The 13,564-nt window shown below is 64.1% G+C and carries 16 protein-coding genes and 1 tRNA gene; 7 read left to right on the forward strand and 10 right to left on the reverse strand.

Features of this window, described 5'->3' with window-relative positions:
- The first annotated feature begins 188 nt into the window (after positions 1 to 188).
- The 3 genes from pncA (at position 189) to AB4136_RS02940 (ending at position 2,977) form a co-directional block, all read left to right on the forward strand.
- On the forward strand, positions 189 to 788 hold the full coding sequence (pncA, locus tag AB4136_RS02930; protein ID WP_024924373.1) for a bifunctional nicotinamidase/pyrazinamidase: 600 nt from the start codon (positions 189 to 191) through the stop codon (positions 786 to 788).
- 70 nt (positions 789 to 858) lie between these two features.
- Positions 859 to 2,259, forward strand: coding sequence for a sodium:proton antiporter (locus tag AB4136_RS02935; protein WP_036255310.1), 1,401 nt, complete (start codon positions 859 to 861; stop codon positions 2,257 to 2,259).
- 85 nt (positions 2,260 to 2,344) lie between these two features.
- Positions 2,345 to 2,977, forward strand: coding sequence for an HAD family hydrolase (locus AB4136_RS02940; protein WP_024924371.1), 633 nt, complete (start codon positions 2,345 to 2,347; stop codon positions 2,975 to 2,977).
- 9 nt (positions 2,978 to 2,986) lie between these two features.
- Here AB4136_RS02940 and AB4136_RS02945 read toward each other — a convergent pair whose 3' ends face one another.
- From AB4136_RS02945 to AB4136_RS02970, 6 genes are all read right to left on the reverse strand, one after another.
- A complete protein-coding gene (locus AB4136_RS02945) occupies positions 2,987 to 3,754 on the reverse strand; it encodes a class II aldolase and adducin N-terminal domain-containing protein (RefSeq protein ID WP_024924370.1) in 768 nt (255 codons plus the stop codon).
- 82 nt (positions 3,755 to 3,836) lie between these two features.
- Positions 3,837 to 4,277: a DUF3995 domain-containing protein gene (locus AB4136_RS02950; RefSeq protein WP_024924369.1), complete on the reverse strand. Its 441-nt coding sequence runs from the start codon at positions 4,275 to 4,277 to the stop codon at positions 3,837 to 3,839.
- Positions 4,278 to 4,333: 56 nt separating this feature from the next.
- On the reverse strand, positions 4,334 to 4,936 hold the full coding sequence (locus AB4136_RS02955; protein ID WP_024924368.1) for a glutathione S-transferase family protein: 603 nt from the start codon (positions 4,934 to 4,936) through the stop codon (positions 4,334 to 4,336).
- Between the two features lie 59 nt (positions 4,937 to 4,995).
- The gene (locus AB4136_RS02960; protein ID WP_024924367.1) at positions 4,996 to 5,589 is read right to left on the reverse strand and encodes a hypothetical protein; all 594 of its coding nucleotides are present in this window, start codon (positions 5,587 to 5,589) and stop codon (positions 4,996 to 4,998) included.
- A 41-nt stretch (positions 5,590 to 5,630) separates the two neighbouring features.
- On the reverse strand, positions 5,631 to 5,987 hold the full coding sequence (locus tag AB4136_RS02965; protein ID WP_024924366.1) for a GFA family protein: 357 nt from the start codon (positions 5,985 to 5,987) through the stop codon (positions 5,631 to 5,633).
- Positions 5,988 to 6,029: 42 nt separating this feature from the next.
- Positions 6,030 to 6,287 (reverse strand): DUF1272 domain-containing protein, encoded by a 258-nt coding sequence (locus AB4136_RS02970; RefSeq protein WP_024924365.1) that lies wholly within the window; start codon positions 6,285 to 6,287, stop codon positions 6,030 to 6,032.
- A gap of 254 nt (positions 6,288 to 6,541) precedes the next feature.
- Between AB4136_RS02970 and AB4136_RS02975 the strand changes: the two genes are divergently transcribed.
- From AB4136_RS02975 to AB4136_RS02985, 3 genes are all read left to right on the forward strand, one after another.
- Positions 6,542 to 6,796 (forward strand): acyl carrier protein, encoded by a 255-nt coding sequence (locus tag AB4136_RS02975; RefSeq protein WP_024924364.1) that lies wholly within the window; start codon positions 6,542 to 6,544, stop codon positions 6,794 to 6,796.
- 11 nt (positions 6,797 to 6,807) lie between these two features.
- Positions 6,808 to 8,016, forward strand: a complete 1,209-nt coding sequence (locus AB4136_RS02980; RefSeq protein WP_024924363.1) for a beta-ketoacyl-[acyl-carrier-protein] synthase family protein — start codon at positions 6,808 to 6,810, stop codon at positions 8,014 to 8,016.
- 92 nt (positions 8,017 to 8,108) lie between these two features.
- Complete coding sequence (locus AB4136_RS02985) at positions 8,109 to 8,813, forward strand: glutathione S-transferase N-terminal domain-containing protein (protein ID WP_024924362.1); 705 nt, start codon at positions 8,109 to 8,111, stop codon at positions 8,811 to 8,813.
- Positions 8,814 to 8,836: 23 nt separating this feature from the next.
- Here the strand turns inward: AB4136_RS02985 and AB4136_RS02990 are convergent, their stop codons facing one another.
- The 4 genes from AB4136_RS02990 to AB4136_RS03005 all read right to left on the reverse strand — a co-directional run bounded on the left by AB4136_RS02990 (position 8,837) and on the right by AB4136_RS03005 (position 11,431).
- The gene (locus AB4136_RS02990; protein ID WP_024924361.1) at positions 8,837 to 9,454 is read right to left on the reverse strand and encodes a nucleoside triphosphate hydrolase; all 618 of its coding nucleotides are present in this window, start codon (positions 9,452 to 9,454) and stop codon (positions 8,837 to 8,839) included.
- Between the two features lie 76 nt (positions 9,455 to 9,530).
- Positions 9,531 to 10,631 (reverse strand): hypothetical protein, encoded by a 1,101-nt coding sequence (locus tag AB4136_RS02995; protein ID WP_024924360.1) that lies wholly within the window; start codon positions 10,629 to 10,631, stop codon positions 9,531 to 9,533.
- Positions 10,632 to 10,796: 165 nt separating this feature from the next.
- Positions 10,797 to 10,872 (reverse strand) — tRNA-Ala (locus AB4136_RS03000).
- A 175-nt stretch (positions 10,873 to 11,047) separates the two neighbouring features.
- Positions 11,048 to 11,431 (reverse strand): TIGR02300 family protein, encoded by a 384-nt coding sequence (locus tag AB4136_RS03005; RefSeq protein ID WP_024924359.1) that lies wholly within the window; start codon positions 11,429 to 11,431, stop codon positions 11,048 to 11,050.
- Between the two features lie 202 nt (positions 11,432 to 11,633).
- Here AB4136_RS03005 and aroA point away from each other — a divergent pair, with 202 nt between their 5' ends.
- Positions 11,634 to 12,986 carry a 3-phosphoshikimate 1-carboxyvinyltransferase gene (gene aroA / locus AB4136_RS03010; protein ID WP_024924358.1) on the forward strand — a complete coding sequence of 451 codons (1,353 nt, stop codon included), beginning with the start codon at positions 11,634 to 11,636 and terminating at the stop codon, positions 12,984 to 12,986.
- Positions 12,987 to 13,564: the final 578 nt, after the last annotated feature.

A 13,564-nucleotide genomic window follows, 5' to 3' on the forward strand; every position in this document is an offset into this window, starting at 1 on the left:
CCGGTGCATCGCCGGCAAATTCATTCGTATGCAAATGATATCAGCATGGTGGTCTTTGTCAAAGCACAGGTGGTGCATCGACTTCGATGACGGTCGCGGGCGTTGGAGGTTGACGCCGGCGGTCATCTGGTCGAGTTTCTGCACCCCGGTCGCCAAGGCGGCCTCCCAATTGGCTGAAAGGTGGCTCCATGGCTGATGAAGCGCTGATCGTCGTCGACCTGCAGAACGACTTTTGTCCCGGTGGCGCTCTTGCAGTGACGGGCGGCGACGAGATCGTCCCGTTGGTCAACGACCTGATCCGCAATGCCGAGCACGTGGTGATGACGCAGGACTGGCACCCGGCCGGCCATTCCAGCTTCGCTTCCAGCCATCCGGGCAAGCAGCCTTTCGAAATGATCGAAATGCCCTACGGGCCGCAAACCCTGTGGCCGGACCATTGCATCCAGGGCAGCATCGGCTCGGATTTCCATTCGGGCCTGGCCTGGAGCAAGGCCGAACTGATCATCCGCAAGGGATTTCGCCCGGGCATCGACAGCTATTCCGCCTTCTTCGAGAACGACCATGTCACGCCGACCGGCCTTGCCGGCTATTTGCGCGAGCGCAACATCGGCGCGATCACGCTGGTCGGTCTCGCCACGGATTTCTGCGTGGCCTTCTCCGCACTCGACGCCGCTAAACAGGGATTTGCCACGACGGTACGCCTCGACGCCTGCCGTGGCATCGACCTGAATGGTTCGGTCGACACCATGCTCGGGCGCATGCGAGCCGCTGGCGTCACCTTGGTCTGATGGTGTCCAGGCAACGGCACGCAGTCGGCTGAAGCAAGTGAAGGGCTGGGGGAGGGTGCATATTTCGAAGATTGTGGCGCTGGTCGCGTGCTGTGTTTTGGCAGCGGCGCCGGCCTCGGCTACCGAGGGTTTGCCGGGAACGACGATGTCGTTGTGGTGGGCCTTGCCGTTTGCCGGACTGCTTTTGTCGATCGCCACCGGACCATTGCTGTTCCACCATCTGTGGGAACATCACTACGGCAAGATCGCCGGGCTTTGGGCCGTGCTTGTGGTCGTGCCACTGGCGCTGGTCTTTGGACCGGGGCTGGCGGTGAATGCCGTTCTGCACACGCTCATCACCGAATATCTGTCGTTCATCGTGCTTTTGTTTGCGTTGTTCACCATTTCCGGCGGCATTCTGGTCGCCGGCAACATCCATGGCACGCCGCTCGTCAACGCCGGCCTCCTGCTGCTGGGCGCGCTGCTTGCTTCCGTGGTAGGCACCACCGGTGCGTCGATGATCATGATCCGCCCGGTCATCCGCGCCAACGACAACCGGCCGTTCAACGCCCATGTCGTCATCTTCTTCATTTTCCTGGTCTCCAACATCGGCGGCGCGCTGACGCCGCTCGGCGACCCGCCGCTGTTCGTCGGTTTCCTGCGCGGCGTCGACTTCTTCTGGACGACGACGCATATCTGGCAGCAGACCTTGCTTGCCGGCGTCATCGTTCTGGCGGCTTTTCTGGCGCTTGATCTGGTCTTGCATCGGCGCGAGGCCGGGCAGCCAAAAATCAAGGACCCGACGCCGGATTCCAGGGTGCGCATCCGTGGCCTGGCCAATCTGCCGCTGCTGGCCGGTGTCATCGGCGCGATCCTTTTGTCGGCCTATTGGAAGCCGGGCGTCGAGCTTTCCGTGCTGGGTGTCGCGGTCGAACTGCAGAACCTGGTGCGTGACGCACTGATAATGGCGCTGGCCTTGCTGTCGCTGGCGGTGTCGCGCAAGGAATACCGCCAGGCCAACGGCTTCGCCTGGGGGCCGATCGCCGAAGTGGCGAAACTGTTCGCCGCCATTTTCGTTTGTATCGTCCCGGTGATCGCCATCCTCAAGGCGGGCACCAACGGCGGGCTGGCGCCGCTCGTTGCCCTGGTGACCGGGGCGGATGGCGCGCCCGACAATCTCGCCTATTTCTGGCTGACCGGCGCCTTGTCCTCGTTCCTCGACAATGCGCCGACCTATCTCGTCTTCTTCGAACTGGCCGGCGGTGACGCGCAACACATGATGACGGGGCTGGCGAAGACCTTGGCCGCGATCTCGGCTGGCGCCGTCTTCATGGGCGCCAACACCTATATCGGCAACGCGCCGAATTTCATGGTCTATGCCATCGCGCGCCACCAGGGCGTCAAGATGCCCGGTTTTTTCGGCTATATGCTATGGTCCGGCGCGATACTCATTCCGGCCTTCGTCGTCATCGGCTTCGTTTTCTTCCGCTGAGGTTCGCGGAAATAGCCGCACTGGGCGCGTTAGCCGTTGTCACGCTGCGCAAATCCTCTATGAAGCAGCGTCGAAAGGATCGCCGATGACGCCGAAAGCCGTTTTCTGGGACATGGACGGAACGCTTGTCGACAGCGAGCCATTGCATGATGCGGCGCTGGTTTCCGCCATGCGCGGTGTCGGCCTGACCGCGCCCGCCGATCTGCACGAGCGGGTGCTCGGCAAGACCGCCGCCTTCGTCTACGACATGATGCGCGATGAATTCGGCCTCGCCTTGCCCTTCGACGAGTGGATCGCCCGCAAATACGATTATTATCTCGCCAATGTCTGCGGCCTGCAGCCGCGACCGGGCGCGATTGAGATCTACCGCGAGCTACAGGCGCGCGGGGTGCCACAGGCGGTGGTTTCGAATTCCGACCGCATGATCGTCGACGCCAATCTCGGCGCCGTCGGCCTGTCCCATGCCGGCATGAAGACGGTGAGTCGCAACGACGTGCGCGAAGGCAAGCCTCACCCGGAGCCGTTCCTGCGCGCTGCCTGGCTGTTCGGTGTCGATCCCAAGGACGCCGTGGCCATCGACGACAGCACGACCGGGGCGATGTCCGGCCTAGCCGCCGGCATGAAGACGATCTTCTGGCCGGAGAAGCCGATGCCCGGTCCGGCAGGCGCCGTTGCTATACTCACACCGGAAGAATTGCGCGCCGAACTCGGCCTCTGACGCAACGCGTCAGTTGCGGTAGACAGGTTCCTGCTCGTCGAGGATTGCCTTCAACTCCGCCAGATGCCGTTCGGCCTGGCCGGGATAGTCGTCCATTTCGGCGGCCGTCTTTTCGGCGATCGCGTCGGAAAGCACGCGCAGCGGCCGCCCGGTCCACAGGGCCTTGATGTAGGTTTCGGCCGCCCGTTCGAAATAGAACATGCGGTTGAAGGCATCCGCCACCGTATCGCCGATCACCAGCACGCCGTGATTGCCCATGATCATCACCTTGTGCTTGGGATCGGCCAGCAGCTGCGAACAGCGCTCGCCCTCTTCCTCGAAAGCCAGGCCGCCATAATGCCCGTCGACGACATAGCGGTTGAAGAAACCAGCCGTGTTCTGGTCGATCGGCGGCAATGTCGAGTCGGCCAGCGAGGCGAGTACGGTGGCATGGATCGAATGCACGTGCATCACGCAGCGCGCATGCGGCACCCGGCGGTGGATGGCGCCGTGCAGGCCCCAGGCGGTCGGATCGGGAGCGTTGGGGCCTTCCAGCGTTTCGGGATCGTTGGCGTCGATCAAAAGCAGATCGCTTGCCTTGACGCGCGAGAAATGCACCTGGTTGGGGTTCATCAGGAAGCGCGTGCCGTCATCGTTGACGGCCAGCGAGAAATGGTTCGCCACGGCTTCGTGCATGTTGAGCCGCGCCGTCCAGCGGAACGCGCAGGCAAGATCGACGCGCTCTTCATAGAAGGGCAAATTGGTTGGTGTTTCCTTCTGCAGGCGCGCGAGGCTCATCGTTGTTTTCTCCCTGAGACGCCGAGAATGCCGTGTCCAGGCCGCAGCGGCAACGGGAAAGCGCTGATCCAGCCCGATCTTCTCAAGCCGGGAACTGCGACACGCCGAGGATCGCGAACCCCGCGCCGATCAGCAGGCAGAGCGGCGAATAATACAACCGGTCGAGCCGGGCGAAGGGCTGTTCGGGGGTGAGGCGACGCCACCAGGGCGTGAAGGCGACCAGGCCGCGGCCGATGAAGACCATGGCAATCAGAACAGCGGCGCCAGCGAGGCCGCCTTGCGGGAACGGTGTCGCGAAGATGCCCATCAGCGCAAGCGGCCACAGTGTGACCAGCACCAGGCAGGCGGCGACGGCGAAACAGGCGAAAGGTGTTGGCATCTCCTGAACGCCTTTCGCGCCCACCACCGTCCGGGCGCAAGAGGCTGCGTCAGTGCCCGGCCAGATGCCGCCGATGCCCCAGTAGACATGGAGCGAGGTGATCGCGATCAGAACCGCGGAAAGGGCGAAGGCAAGGACAATCATCTGGTGCGCGAAGGATCTCTGGGCGTTGATGTTGGGCGGATGGTTTGGGCTGCGTCTTAGGCGGGCGCGCACTTGGCCTGCGCGCGTGTCCGCGCCGGGCGCGACAGCACGCGGTCCATATAGGCGTTGACGCGGTCGGACGCGATCTGGAACTTGCCCGCGCGGGCCCAGGCGCCCATCTCGCCAAGCAGCACGTCGATCGCGGAAAACCGATCGCCCAGCGCATAGGTCTTATCGCCCAGTCGGCGGTCGAGCGCGTCGACCTCGGAGGCGAAATCATGAGTGGCGGCGGGGCCGACATCGACCCGCAACTCGCTTGGCAGAATGAAGCGGTGGCGCAGCTTGTTCCACAGTGGCGCCTCGAATTCCGATTGTGCGAATTGCATCCAGGAATCCATCTCGGCGCGTCCGGTGAGGCCCGGATTGGCGCCCATGCCCTTGTCGGCATGTTTTTCGGCCAGATAAACGCAGATGGCCGCGGAATCGGTCAGCACGAAGTCGTCGTCGACCAGGATCGGCACCTTGCCGGAAGGGTTCAGCGCATAGGCTTCCGGAGAGCGCAATTTCACCGGGACGAATTCATAAGGTTCGCCGAGCTCCTCCAGCATCCACACGACGCGGGAAACCCGCGATCCACGCGATCCGACGGCCTTGTACATTCCAAAACTCCCTTGGACGGTAAGAACCTAGATCATTCCGACAGCCGGCCCAAGGCTGCTCAAACGATCGTGTCGAAGAGCCGCAGGATCCAGGACGCCTGATAAATCAGCGTGAAGACGATCAAGGCGAGATGAAAGCGCCGGTTGGTGGTGAGGATCGCTATGCCACACAGGATCACGAACAACGGCGTACGGATCAGATACTCGTGGCCGAAGCGTGCGAAGTGCGCCTCGCCCTTTAAGAGCGTGTCGACGACATCGAGCAGATAGGTCGCCCCCAGCAGGCCGAAGAACCACGCGCGTCGTGTGAAGAAATAGTCCTCGTAGCCCGCGTAATCCTGCATGGAATCGGGAAACAGCAGCGCGCACATCAGGTAGAGCGTTATCGCGTAGCCGATGATGAAAAGGTATTTGCCGAAGGTCCAGTCCGGGATCTGGTACAGGCTGAACTGCCACCACCAGAAATGCACCAGCATCAGTAGCAACGACGCCACCCAGGCCAGATGCACCGGATAGAGCCTGTAGAGCTTTGGATGCTGGATAATCCGGGCGACACCGGAAAGCAGGCGGGTGACGCCGAGGCCGATCACCATGCCCATGACGATACGCAGATGCGGGAATATGTCGTGCGCTTGCGGAAGAGGCTGATCCATCGAGACCTACAGTTGTCACATGCTCAGGGTTCGGTGGCGATCTAGAAGCTGCGGCCGTCTACCTTCTGCGGCGTCAGGGCGTCCGGATCGACTTCTTCCAGGCAGCGCGCATTGATGGCGATCATCGCCGTGCCGTCGGGCTTTGTTCCGCGGGCAAAGGATTCGATGCCGCAGACCCGGCAGAACAGGTGGTGGATGACGTGTTTGTTGAACAGATAATCGGTCAGCACGTCTTCGCCGGAAACGAGGGTGAAGTTCTCCGCCGGGGTGAAGATCAGGATGCTGCCCAACCTGCCGCATCGCGAACAGTTGCAGGATATGGTGTGGTCAAGGTCTACGCTGGCCTCGTACCGAACCGCGCCACAGTGGCAGCTACCCTGATAGAGCTTCGTTGCCATTAGGTAAGTCCCCCGTATTCCATGGTCGGCGCGGATAGGCGTTTATGCGGCGTCACTCTGCGGCAGACAGCCTGCGGCTTTCACGATCCGCTTGGTCGAAGCCGGATACTTTTCAAGCAGTGCCGCCGGGCGGATAGGCCGTGGCGAAAAATTGCCGCCGCAGTTGGGACATACGCCCTTCAGCACCGTCTCGGCGCAATCCGCGCAGAATGTGCATTCGAATGTGCAGATCATGGCGTTGGTGGCGCCGGGCGGCAGGTCCTTGTCGCAGCATTCGCATCCCGGGCGCAATTCGAGCATCTTTTCCTCCAGCGACGGTCGGCGGCTGCGGCGCCGCTCTTCCTGAAATGCCTGCCGTCCAAGTTAAGCACGCGCGCGGCTTTGTCGAGATCGCTTATTGCCTCATTTCGTTTCGGTTTCTATAGAGGAGGCGGCCTTGATGCCGCCATATCAGGCGGCTCTAGGAAATTGATGCTTCCGTCAGGAGCAGTGAAAGCAAGGGCGCCACGGCGCCACCCAGGCAAAGAAATGCGGTTTTGGGGGAAGGACTTCGAATGGCTGACGAATTGGCGACCGAGATCATCGCGAAGATCAAGGCTCACGCGGAGCCTGGCGGCGAGGAGATCACGACCAATACCGAGCTGACGGCGCTCGGCATCCATTCGCTCGAGCTCACCGAGATCATCTTCGATCTCGAGGAGGCCTATAACATCGAGATCGAGATGAACACGGTCGACGCCTGGAGCAATCTCAAGAATGTCGGCGACATGGTCGAGGCGGTTCGCGCGCTGATCGCGAAGAAAGCCTGACCGGGATTTTCATGCGCAAGCGCGTCGTCATTACCGGCATCGGTGGCATTTGCGGTCTTGGCACCGACGCCGCCTCGATCTGGAACGAGATGAAGGCAGGGCGCTCGGCCATCGGACAGGTGGTCGGCGCGGACCTGCACCAGCTCAAGGTACAGGTCGGTAGCGAAATCAGAACGCTGCCCGAGCATGGCCTCGAGCGCCGGCGCCTAGTCACCATGGACCGTTTCAGCCTGCTGGCCATCATTGCCGCCAAGGAGGCGATGCGCCAGTCCGGCCTCGTCGTCGGCCAGGACAACACCTACCGCTTCGGCGCCACGGTTGGCGTCGGCGTGTGCGGCTGGGAGGCGATCGAGGAAAATTATCGCGCGCTTCTGCTTAATGGCAAAAACCGCGCCGACATCTTTTCCGTGCCGAAGGTCATGCCCGGCGCTGCCGCCGGCCAGGTCAGCATGGAATTCGGCCTGCGCGGGCCTGTCTTCGGTGTGACCTCGGCCTGCTCTTCCGCTAACCACGCCATTGCCTCGGCCGTGGACCAGATCAGGCTCGGTCGTGCCGACGTGATGCTGACCGGCGGCACCGACGCGCCGCTCGTCTGGGGCATCATGAAGGCCTGGGAAGCGCTGCGTGTGCTGTCGCCGGACACCTGCCGGCCCTTTTCGGCTGACCGCCAGGGCCTGGTCATGGGCGAGGGCGCAGGCATGGCCGTGCTGGAAAGCTACGAACATGCCGTGGCGCGGGGCGCCACGATCCTTGGTGAAATCGCCGGCGTCGGCATCTCCGCCGATGCTTCCGACATCGTCGCGCCGACCGTCGAGGGACCCGAGGCGGCGATGCGTTTCTGTCTGGCCGACGCCGGGTTCAACCCCGAAGACGTCGATTATCTCAACGCGCACGGCACCGGCACCAAGGCCAACGACCAGATCGAAACCGCCGCCATCAAGCGGGCCTTCGGCGACCACGCCTATAAATTGTCGGTCTCGTCGACCAAGTCGATGCACGGCCATGCCCTTGGCGCTTCCGGCGCGCTGGAGATGATCGCCTGCATCATGGCCATTCGCGACGGCGTCGTGCCGCCGACGGCCAATTATCGCGAGCCGGACCCGGATTGCGACCTCGACGTCACGCCGAATGTCGCGCGCGAACGCCCAGTGCGCACTGCGCTGAGCAACGCCTTCGCGTTTGGCGGCACCAACGCGGTGCTGGCCTTCAAGGCGGTCTGATCGCGTGGCGTCTTGAATGCGGCGCCGGCGCGTCTAGATAGCTTGCACCCACCACGGCGGTGCATTCGCGCCGCCTCTTTCCGAGGCAACAGATGACCGATCTTTCTGCTTTCCCGATCAATGCGCGCTGGCCGGCCCAGCACCCCGATCGTCTCCAGCTCTATTCGACCGCCACGCCGAACGGCGTCAAGGTGTCGATCATGCTGGAGGAGCTCGGCCTGCCCTACGAGGCCCACTACATCAACATAGGACAGGACGAGAGCTGGACCCCGGAATTCCTTTCGCTGAACCCGAACGGCAAGATTCCGTCGATCATCGATCCGAACGGTCCGGGCGGCAAACCGCTGCCTTTGTTCGAATCCGGCGCCATCCTGCTCTATCTTGCCGAAAAGACAGGCAAGTTCCTGCCCGCGGATACGGCGCTGCGCTACGAGACCATCCAGTGGGTGTTCTTCCAGATGGCGGCGGTCGGCCCGATGTTCGGCCAGCTCGGTTTCTTCCACAAATTCGCCGGCCGCGAGATTTCCGACAAACGCCCGCTGGAGCGCTACCGCAATGAAACGCGCCGCCTGCTGGGCGTGCTCGACAAGCGCCTCGGAGGTCGAAGCTGGATCATGGGCGACGACTACACCATCGCCGATATTTCCATGCTCGGCTGGGTGCGTAATCTCATCGGCTTCTATGAAGCGGGCGAGCTGGTCGGCTTCGCCGATTTCAAGAATGTCGCTGCGTGGCTGGAGCGCGGTCTGGCGAGGCCCGCCGTGCAGCGCGGTCTCAACATTCCCGCCAAGCCCTGAGCGTTACCCGCTAGCTTGCCTGCTCAGCCCTGGCGGATGATCAAATCCGCCGGGCGGCGGCGCGCCAGCACGCGCTCGATATTGGGCATGTCGTTGGACGTGATCCAGGCGATCGCGTCTTCGTCGCTGCGGCCGTGCTCGTGCCAGCGCTGGCGCAGACGCTTTTCGAGTTCTCCGCGCGTCACGTCCACGAAGATGGTGAGGTCGAACAGCGGCGCCAGCCGGTTCCAAGGCTCTTCGTCCAGCAGAAGGTAATTGCCTTCGGCTAGGATGAAGCGCGTGTCGGTGGCGATGATGGATGCCGCCGCCCGTGACAATTCGATGCTGCGGTCGAAGACCGGAATGGCGATGTCCGGCTCGCCGGCGCGGATGCGTTTCAGCAAAACCTCGAAACCGGCGAAATCGAAGGTTTCCGGCGCGCCCTTGCGGGGCCGCAGGCCCCGTTTCTCCAGCACGCTGTCGTCAAAGTGGAACCCGTCCATTGGCACCACCTCCGCCGTACCGGCGGGCAGCACATCGTGCAGGGCCGCCGACAAGGTCGATTTTCCGGCGCCGGGCGGCCCCGCGATGGCAACGATGAAGCGCTGGGCCTTGCCGGCGCGCTTGAAGATGGTGGCGGCGATGGTCGCGATCTCGGACATCAAGTGCTCCCTGCGGGGCCGTCGGTAAGGCGATTGTGCCCGTCGCCGTCGAAACTTTCAAACGCCTTTCGGCGGCTCAGCCGGCGCGGCCGATCCGCAGGAAGTCGCCGTCATACGGAACCTCCAGCACGGAGCCGTCGGCGGTGGCAACGCGCAACCTGTCGGGTGCCGCCGAAACGTCGCGCGGCGCCTGCGCGGTCGCCGCCGGCAGGGCGCCGATGACGTGCCGGAACGAGACGCGCCGGTCGGCTCCGAGTTCGAAGGCGGTCGCCACGCCCTCCCGTTTCAGCCAGTTGTCGCCGAGCGAGGTCGAGTGGCCGACGGCTGTGCGCCCGTCCTCGATGCCGAGCACGCCGCGGTGACGGCCGTTCCACGGCGCGTAGTCGCGCCCGCCATTCGAAACCCACAACATGGTCACCGGCAGTTCGGCGGGGTTCTTCAGAACGAGCACGATATCCTGTTCGGCCGTGCGCGAAACCGCGGTCCAGCCGGGGCCGCCATGATCGGCCTCCACCAGGGTGAGGAAATCCTCGTGACGCCGGTCCATCCGGTATTCGCTCAGATCCACCGTCCCGCCATCCTTGGCGGGGAAGCGGGCAAGGTCCGTGCTGCGCGCCGGATAGGCGAGCAGGTAACGGCCACGCGCAGGGTCCGGCTCCAGCGGATCGCCTTCAGTGACGGCCGCGCGCTTCGGCGAAAAGGCAAGGTGCCCGCCGTCGCGCATGACGGTCATCGGGTGATGGGCGACGGGGACTGCGCCCGCGCCGCCGACGAAGGCATGTTCCTGGTAGAGAAACGGGTGGCCGTCGCGCAGGGTGAATGTCTTTTCCACCGTCGCGCCCATCACCGGGCGCCGCAGGCGGAACACCGCGCGCCAGCCATCGGCGGTTGCGGCACTTTCCACCAGGTCCCAGGGGCTGTTGGCGGTCCAGCCATGCAGCGGCGCTTCCTCCACGTCGCTGCGCGAGAACGGCGCGCACAGAAAATCGCCGGACAGCCGGGTCACGCCGTCGGGCAGGCCCTGCGGCATGTCCTGCTGCGGCTCGTCGATCCACGGGGCGCGATGCAGGGGCTTCAGCTGGCGACCGCCGGCCTCGATGGTCAGGTCGGCGATATGGCCGACCGCCAGGTCGACCGAGACCGAAATGCCCTTTGCCTTGATTGTGATCGTTTCCATTTCGCACTCCGATTCGCCCGACGCCAGCAAAGCGCCGTGGCGAGGGTTTGCGCAAGATGGGCGCCGGGTGCCCGCGCTATTTGCCAGACAAAATGATGGGAGCGAGATTGGACGGCGCGGCCGCAGCGGAGCCCGGCGTAAAATACCAGCCTATCGGGGAAGATTTGGTGGAGCCAAGCGGGATCGAACCGCTGACCTCCTGCATGCCATGCAGGCGCTCTCCCAGCTGAGCTATGGCCCCACTCCGGCCTGCGCCGGTCGCCGTTGCCGGCGAGAAATTCTGGCAGGGTTGGGACCCCGCCAAGTCAGTGCAGGCGGCTTCTAGCGCCGCCTTGCCCTGATAGCAAGCCTCTCGAAACAGCTTTTTTCGGAAAGCCGGCTCGAAAGTTGGCGGACGCGTCGCGCCCGCCCGGACATCAGATGTCCTCTTCGTCGTCGCCGACGCCGATCATGTCGGAAACGTCGTCATCTTCTTCTTCCTCGTCCTCGAGGAAGGTGTCGTCGTCATCGTCGTCGAGTTCGACGTCGTCATCGTCGCCGAGATCCGGCAGGTCGTCGCCCTTCGCCTCGCCATCGGCGTCCTCGAGCGACACCAGTTCGGCGCCCTCTTCCTCGGTGTCGACTTCCTTGTCCTCGACCTCTTCCTCTTCCACAGCCGCGGCGGCCTTGCCGTCGTCGAAATAGGAACGGGGATAGCTCTTGCCCGTATAGGGAGAGACGATCGGATCCTTGTTCAGATCGTAGAATTTGCGACCCGTCTCGGGGTCGATGCGTTTGATGCCAAGTTCTGCTTTTGCCACGGCAAGCCTCGTACAAAAAGATTGGTCCCCTTAATCGCAGTTTGCGGCGCTGTCAAAGCCAAAAGCCACGGGCGCGGAGAGCGGTTTTGCCGCCTTTTTCGGGATGACGGCCAGATGCGGGCATGTTAGGAACGTCCCTGCAAAAACGACCACCCCACGGCTTTGAGCAAAGCTCGGCCGCACAAATCCAGGACAATCGAAAATGGCGCACGACGCCAAGCCACAACCTGCGACCGCGCGGCGGTCGTCGTCGCTTTCGGGCACCGCCCGCGTGCCGGGCGATAAATCGATCTCGCACCGCTCCTTCATGTTCGGCGGTCTCGCTTCCGGCGAGACCCGCATCACCGGCCTGCTCGAGGGCGAGGACGTGATGCGCACCGGCGCCGCCATGAAGGCGATGGGCGCCCATATCGAGAAACATGGCGAGGAATGGGTAATCCGCGGCACCGGCAACGGCGCGCTGCTGCAGCCCGAGGCGCCGCTCGATTTCGGCAATGCCGGCACCGGCTCGCGCCTGACCATGGGCCTCGTCGGCACCTATTACATGGAAACCACCTTCGTCGGCGACGCCTCGCTGTCCAGCCGGCCGATGGGCCGGGTGCTCGACCCGCTGCGGCAGATGGGCGTGCAGGTGCTGCAGGCGGCGCCCGGCGACCGCATGCCGATCACGCTGCGTGGTCCGAGGCACGCGGCGCCCATCACCTATCGTGTGCCGATGGCCTCGGCGCAGGTGAAGTCCGCCGTGCTGCTCGCCGGCCTCAACACGCCGGGCATCACCACGGTGATCGAGCCGGTGATGACGCGCGACCACACCGAGAAGATGCTGAAGGGTTTTGGCGCCAACCTCTCCGTCGAGACCGACGAGCGCGGCGTGCGCCACATCTTCATCGAGGGCCAGGGCAGGTTGTCCGGCCAGGTCATCGCCGTGCCGGGCGACCCGTCCTCGGCCGGTTTCCCGCTGGTCGCCGGCCTGATCGTGCCCGGTTCCGACATCCTCATCGAGAACGTGCTGATGAACCCGACCCGTACCGGCCTGCTGCTGACGCTGCAGGAAATGGGCGGCCGCATCGATATCCTCAACCCGCGCAACGCCGGCGGCGAGGATGTCGCCGACCTGCGCGTCCGCGCGTCCGACCTGAAGGGCGTCGTCGTGCCGGCCGAGCGCGCGCCGTCGATGATCGACGAATATCCGGTACTGGCGGTCGCGGCCTGCTTCGCCGAGGGCGAGACGCTGATGCAGGGCCTGGAGGAATTGCGGGTCAAGGAAAGCGACCGCCTGGCGGCCGTCGCCAACGGGCTGAAGCTCAACGGCGTCGACTGCACCGAAGGCGAGGCCACGCTTGCCGTGCGCGGCGTTCCCGGCGGCAGGGGGCTGGGTGGCCAGGCCAGGGGCGAGGCGGTGAAAACCCATCTCGACCACCGCATCGCCATGAGCTTCCTGATCATGGGTCTGGCGGCCGAAAAGCCGGTGACGGTCGACGACGCCAACATGATCGCCACCAGCTTCCCCGAATTCATGGGGCTGATGAAGGGGCTGGGCGCCGAGATCGAATAGCGGGGCGGGCATCGTTCGTCCCGCATCAGTCCGCCGGACGACCGGCGGCTCGTCCCATCCCACGCCTTCGTCATTCCGGGCAAGCGAGGCGAAGCCGAGCGCCGACCCGGAACCCATTGAGCAGCACGGCCGGGTCCTGGGTTCGCGTCGACAGCTATGAAACATGCAGCGCCGGTCCGGCTGCGTGCACGGTTCCAGACGAGGACCGGGCCGGGCTCGACGATGTTGCGGCCAATGGGTTCCGGCTCTCGCTGCGCTCGGCCGGAATGACGGTGGCGTGGCGGGCTTGAATACACTTCTTCATCGCCACGCTGCGGAAATCCGCCCTGGCCATTGTCAAAAAACACTCCCTTGCAGGAGGTGGGAAGCGGGGCGCCGGGTCGGTGCCTCTTAGCAAATAGCACGTGGCGCCTTCCGGGCGCCCCGCCAGTGTTCTTGCCCCGGACCGACCTCGCCGTCCTTCGCGACGGCAGACTTCGGACCTCGAAGCCGCCATTTTCGGCGGCCGGGTTTTTCCAGGGCCCGGACTTAGGGCTCGTCACCAGACAGCGCCACCGTTAGCGCTGCCAGTCCGGCAC

The sequence above is a fragment of the Mesorhizobium sp. 2RAF21 genome, assembly GCF_052115345.1.
Classification (GTDB): domain Bacteria; phylum Pseudomonadota; class Alphaproteobacteria; order Rhizobiales; family Rhizobiaceae; genus Mesorhizobium; species Mesorhizobium terrae.

Coding starts and splice junctions, on each gene's coding strand:
- pncA (WP_024924373.1), top strand. CDS start 189: ATGGCTGATGAAGCGCTGATCGTCGTCGACCTGCAGAACGACTTTTGT.
- AB4136_RS02940 (WP_024924371.1), top strand. CDS start 2,345: ATGACGCCGAAAGCCGTTTTCTGGGACATGGACGGAACGCTTGTCGAC.
- AB4136_RS02945 (WP_024924370.1), bottom strand. CDS start 3,754: ATGAGCCTCGCGCGCCTGCAGAAGGAAACACCAACCAATTTGCCCTTC.
- AB4136_RS02950 (WP_024924369.1), bottom strand. CDS start 4,277: ATGATTGTCCTTGCCTTCGCCCTTTCCGCGGTTCTGATCGCGATCACC.
- AB4136_RS02955 (WP_024924368.1), bottom strand. CDS start 4,936: ATGTACAAGGCCGTCGGATCGCGTGGATCGCGGGTTTCCCGCGTCGTG.
- AB4136_RS02960 (WP_024924367.1), bottom strand. CDS start 5,589: ATGGATCAGCCTCTTCCGCAAGCGCACGACATATTCCCGCATCTGCGT.
- AB4136_RS02965 (WP_024924366.1), bottom strand. CDS start 5,987: ATGGCAACGAAGCTCTATCAGGGTAGCTGCCACTGTGGCGCGGTTCGG.
- AB4136_RS02970 (WP_024924365.1), bottom strand. CDS start 6,287: ATGCTCGAATTGCGCCCGGGATGCGAATGCTGCGACAAGGACCTGCCG.
- AB4136_RS02975 (WP_024924364.1), top strand. CDS start 6,542: ATGGCTGACGAATTGGCGACCGAGATCATCGCGAAGATCAAGGCTCAC.
- AB4136_RS02980 (WP_024924363.1), top strand. CDS start 6,808: ATGCGCAAGCGCGTCGTCATTACCGGCATCGGTGGCATTTGCGGTCTT.
- AB4136_RS02985 (WP_024924362.1), top strand. CDS start 8,109: ATGACCGATCTTTCTGCTTTCCCGATCAATGCGCGCTGGCCGGCCCAG.
- AB4136_RS02990 (WP_024924361.1), bottom strand. CDS start 9,454: ATGTCCGAGATCGCGACCATCGCCGCCACCATCTTCAAGCGCGCCGGC.
- AB4136_RS02995 (WP_024924360.1), bottom strand. CDS start 10,631: ATGGAAACGATCACAATCAAGGCAAAGGGCATTTCGGTCTCGGTCGAC.
- aroA (WP_024924358.1), top strand. CDS start 11,634: ATGGCGCACGACGCCAAGCCACAACCTGCGACCGCGCGGCGGTCGTCG.